The organism is Pseudoxanthomonas sp. LjRoot204_2 (assembly GCF_056175765.1).
In genome coordinates this window covers 1-4,199 of record NZ_JBGFFG010000299.1, presented here as the reverse complement: position 1 = coordinate 4,199, position 4,199 = coordinate 1, and the positions used below count along the sequence as shown (strand labels likewise).

At 67.4% G+C, this 4,199-nt stretch carries 5 protein-coding genes and 1 pseudogene; all 6 read left to right on the top strand.

The window, feature by feature from the left end; genetic code table 11:
* A pseudogene (locus tag AC04L7_RS13435) lies at window positions 1-268 on the top strand (RNA polymerase subunit sigma-24); the annotation flags it as partial.
* A gap of 43 nt (window positions 269-311) precedes the next feature.
* Entirely contained in the window at window positions 312-752 is a 441-nt protein-coding gene (locus tag AC04L7_RS13430; RefSeq protein ID WP_436001042.1) for a carboxymuconolactone decarboxylase family protein, read from the top strand.
* A gap of 46 nt (window positions 753-798) precedes the next feature.
* Window positions 799-1,443 (top strand): trimeric intracellular cation channel family protein, encoded by a 645-nt coding sequence (locus AC04L7_RS13425; protein WP_475513189.1) that lies wholly within the window; start codon window positions 799-801, stop codon window positions 1,441-1,443.
* Between the two features lie 105 nt (window positions 1,444-1,548).
* Complete coding sequence (locus AC04L7_RS13420) at window positions 1,549-2,634, top strand: sensor histidine kinase (protein WP_299343175.1); 1,086 nt, start codon at window positions 1,549-1,551, stop codon at window positions 2,632-2,634.
* A 2-nt stretch (window positions 2,635-2,636) separates the two neighbouring features.
* Window positions 2,637-3,485: a LytR/AlgR family response regulator transcription factor gene (locus AC04L7_RS13415; protein ID WP_475513188.1), complete on the top strand. Its 849-nt coding sequence runs from the start codon at window positions 2,637-2,639 to the stop codon at window positions 3,483-3,485.
* A gap of 242 nt (window positions 3,486-3,727) precedes the next feature.
* Window positions 3,728-4,199, top strand: a 472-nt coding sequence (locus AC04L7_RS13410) for an efflux RND transporter permease subunit (RefSeq protein ID WP_475513187.1), incomplete at its 3' end; no start/stop codon positions are given.

The window sequence follows — 4,199 nt, the reverse complement described above, 5'->3', positions numbered from 1 at the left end:
GGGACAGGCGGTCATCCGTCCGTTGCTGGGCGCGATCCGGATCGCGCGCCTGTTCTGGGCCGCGTATCGCCGCCAGGACCCGGCCATCGCCTGGTGCATGGGCACGGCCAACGGCGAACCGGCGATCCTGCGCTACCGCGATGGCGTGCTGATCGCGGTGATGGTGGCGGTGAGCGACGGCGAGCGCATCAGCGAGCTCTTCACCATCGCCAATCCCGACAAGTTGGGTACGGCTGTCACGGCGAAGGACGGTGGCGCGTCCTGGTAGTGAAGGTGGCCGGTGTGGCCGCCATTGAGGCACTGCCATGAACATGAAATTCCATCGCGTCGACTATCCCAAGCATGTCCCCGAGGCCTTCCGCGGCCTCTACGCCACCAGCACGGCCGTCCACAACGGCGTGCTGGGAAAGGAGTTCCTCGAACTCATCTTCCTGCGCGTCTCGCAGATCAACGGCTGCGCCTACTGCATGGACATGCACAGCAGCGCACTGGTCAAGGCCGGGGTGGAGTCGCGCAAGCTGCACACGCTGGCCGGCTGGCGGGACAGCCGCTTCTTCGATGCCCGCGAAGGCGCGGCACTGGCCTGGGCGGAGCAGCTGACTACGTTGCCCTCCGGCGCACCGGCCGACAGCACCTATGAGGCGCTGAAGGCGCATTTCGACGAACACGGCATCGCCGAGCTGACCATGGCGGTGGCCATGATCAACGCCTGGAATCGCCTGGGCGTGGGGATGCAGCCGATCCTGGCCTGACGGAACAAGGCTCGCAGGCCCGCCACGCCGGCGGCACAATGCCGGCATGGATACCCTCTTCCCCATCCTCGACCTGATCGGCACGTTCGTGTTCGCGCTCAGCGGTGCCACGCTGGGCGTGCGCCGCCGCCTCGACATCTTCGGCGTCCTGGTGCTGTCGTTCATCGCGGCCACGGCTGGCGGCATCACCCGTGACCTGCTGATCGGCGCTACGCCACCGGCCGCGCTCAGCGATTGGCGCTATCCCGTGACGTCGCTGGCCGCTGGCATCGTGACGTTCTTCTGGGCGCCGCTGATCGAGAAGCTGCACCATCCGGTGCGTCTGTTCGATGCGATGGGGCTGGCGCTGTTCGCCGTGGCCGGCACGCAGAAGGCGCTGGAATACGGCATCTCGCCGCCGATGGCGGCCGCGATGGGCATGCTGACCGGCATTGGCGGTGGCATCGCGCGCGACGTGCTGCTGGCGCAGGTGCCGCTGGTGCTGCGGGCGGAGCTGTATGCGGTGGCCGCGCTGGCCGGCGCACTGGTGGTCGCGCTCGGTCACTGGCTGGCGCTGCCCGCGCTGCCCTGCGCCCTGGTCGGCGCAGGCCTCTGCTTCGGCCYGCGCATGATGGCGGTGACCTACGGCTGGCACCTGCCGGTGGCACTGCAATCGGGTGGCGATGGCGAGCCACCCGGCCCCTTGGGCTGATCCGGCGATCCTTGCGCCGAAGCGTGCGCGGCGGCCGATGAGCCGTGCGGCATGTCGCCGGGCATGGCATTAGCATGGCGGCACCTGCGTCTTCGCGAGCCCGCCATGGCCATTTCAACGGCCCACCCTCTAGATCTTCCCCGGCACCAGGCGTTCTGGAGCCTCCAGGCAGGCGGCTGGCTGGCGTACTTCGCGCTTGGTTCGCTGCAGGCAGTCGCCTACGGCAAGCCGGCAGGCTACTGGATCGTGCCGTTCACCGCCGCCTGTACCGGGTTCGTGGCCACGGCGGTCCTGCGCCAGCTGTTGCGCGCCTGCTGGCGGCTCAAACCCGCCCAACTGGCGGCCGCGATGGTCCTGCCGATGCTGGCAGCGTCCACGGTGATGAACCTGACCAGCCGCGCGGTGATGCTGCGCTTCTGCGAAGACTGCGCGCCCGCCAACCATCTGGAGTTCGTCGCGCATTCGCTCGGATACATCTATGTGGTGCTGGCCTGGGTGGGGCTGTACCTCGGCATCAAGTACTACCGCCAGTTCCAGGACGAAGCACGGCGCACGCTCGCCGCGCGCAGCATGGCGCACCAGGCCCAGCTGAAGATGCTGCGCTACCAGCTGAATCCGCACTTCCTGTTCAACACGCTCAACGCCATCTCCACCCTGATCCTGGACCGCGACAACGCCACTGCCAACCGCATGGTGCAGGGGCTTTCGTCGTTCCTGCGCCATTCGCTGGACAACGACCCGATGCAACGGGTGACGCTGCGGCAGGAACTGGATGCGCTGACGCTGTATCTGGACATCGAGAAGATCCGCTTCGCCGAACGCCTGCGCATCGAGACCGACATCGACGAGGACTGCTGGCGCGCGCTGCTCCCCAGCCTGCTGCTTCAGCCGTTGGTGGAGAACGCCATCAAGTACGCGGTCGCGCGCCAGGTTGCCGGCGGTCTGTTGCGGATCGAAGCCGAACACGATGCCGGCCAACTGGTGCTGCGGGTGATCGATGACGGCCCCGGCTGCAGCAGTCTTGAAGGCAACGCCCTGCCGCCGGGCAAGGGAGTGGGACTTCGCAACACGCGCGAACGCCTCAGCGTGCTGTACGGAGAGGCCGGCGGCTTTTCCGTGCGCAACCGCGAACGCGGCATCGAGGTGATCTTGCGCCTGCCGTTCGAAACCTCGCAGACCCTCGGTGACTGAGCATGGACAGCCACGCCCGCACGGAACCTGCCCCCCGCCTGCGCGCCGTGATCGTCGACGACGAACCGCTCGCGCGTCGCGGCCTTGAAATCCGCCTGAGCGCGCATCCCGACATCGAGATCGTAGGCCAGTACGGCGACGGCGCATCGGCCATCGCCGGCCTGCGCGAGCACCGCCCGGACCTGATGTTCCTCGATGTGCAGATGCCCGGCCTGGATGGTTTCCAGACACTGCGGGCGATCCCCGCCAGCGAGATGCCGCTGGTGGTGTTCGTGACCGCCTACGATCACTATGCGATCCGCGCGTTCGAGGCGTCGGCCACCGACTACCTGCTGAAACCGGTGGAAGATTCGCGGCTGGCCCAGGCGCTGGCGCGCGTGCGCCAGGCACGCGCCCAACGCGAAGCCAGCGGCCACTGCGCCCACCTGCTCGGCCTGCTGGGGGAACTGAGCGGCCGCCCGCCGCTGGACCTGGACGAGGCCCTGAAGCCGGACGCGCTCGACCTGCTGCGCCGCGAGGAGAAACTCGCCGTCCGCGATGGCGGCCGCACCGTGCGCGTGGACCTGCACAGCATCCGCTGGATCGATGCCGCCGGGGACTACATGTGCATCCATGTGGACGGCGACGAAGCGAACGGCACCACGCTGATCCTGCGCGCGACGATGCGCGAACTGGAGAAACAGCTGGACCCGCAGCGCTTCCCCCGCATCCACCGTTCCACCATCGTCAACGCTCGCCGCGTGGTGGAAATGCGCCCGCACACCAACGGCGAAAGCTTCCTGCGCCTGGACTGCGRCCAGGAACTGAAGCTGTCGCGCAGCCATCGCGACAAGCTGGCGGTATTGCTGTAGGCGTCGTCGGCTTCTTGTGGGAGCGACGTAAGTCGCGATGACGGACCTTGATACGGCCATCGCGACTTACGTCGCTCCCACCACAGAACCGCTCATCGCGCGTAACGCAGATTCTCAAGACTCGGTTCGTCGTCGCGCGTCCACCACTCGCCGCAATGCGGCTTGCCGCATGACTTCCGGGCCATAACGCCGCTCGTCACTGCGCGCATCGTGCGCACCGCCGACCACCACGCGGACGTACGATGAAACTCACCGATGCCTCACTGCGCAATCCCGCCGCCGTCGCCGTGGTGGTGGCGATGGTCTGCGCATTCGGCCTGTTGAGCCTGGGCAAGCTGCCGCTGCAGTTGTTCCCGGACATCGAGCGCCCGCAGATGTCGATCCAGACCGGTTGGCGCGCGGCCTCGCCGCAGGAAATGGAATCCGAGATCGTCGAGCCGATCGAAACCGTGATGCAGGGCCTGCCCGGACTGGAGGAGATGACCTCCAATGTCAACGCCGGCAACAGCTTCATCAACCTTACGTTCGCCGTGGGCAGCGACATGGACGCGATGCTGGTGGAAGTGCTCGCGCGGATGAATCGCCTGCAGCCACTGCCGCGCGATGCGACGCCCCCCGTGGTGCAGGCCGGCGCGGACAACGCCAACAACTCGCTGACCTACTTCTTCGTGCAGAAGCTGCCCGGCACGCGCGGCGACATCCTCGACTATCGCC

Excerpts from the sequence above, each read along its gene's own strand:
- AC04L7_RS13430 (WP_436001042.1), top strand. The coding sequence starts at position 312 with ATGAAATTCCATCGCGTCGACTATCCCAAGCATGTCCCCGAGGCCTTC.
- AC04L7_RS13420 (WP_299343175.1), top strand. The coding sequence starts at position 1,549 with ATGGCCATTTCAACGGCCCACCCTCTAGATCTTCCCCGGCACCAGGCG.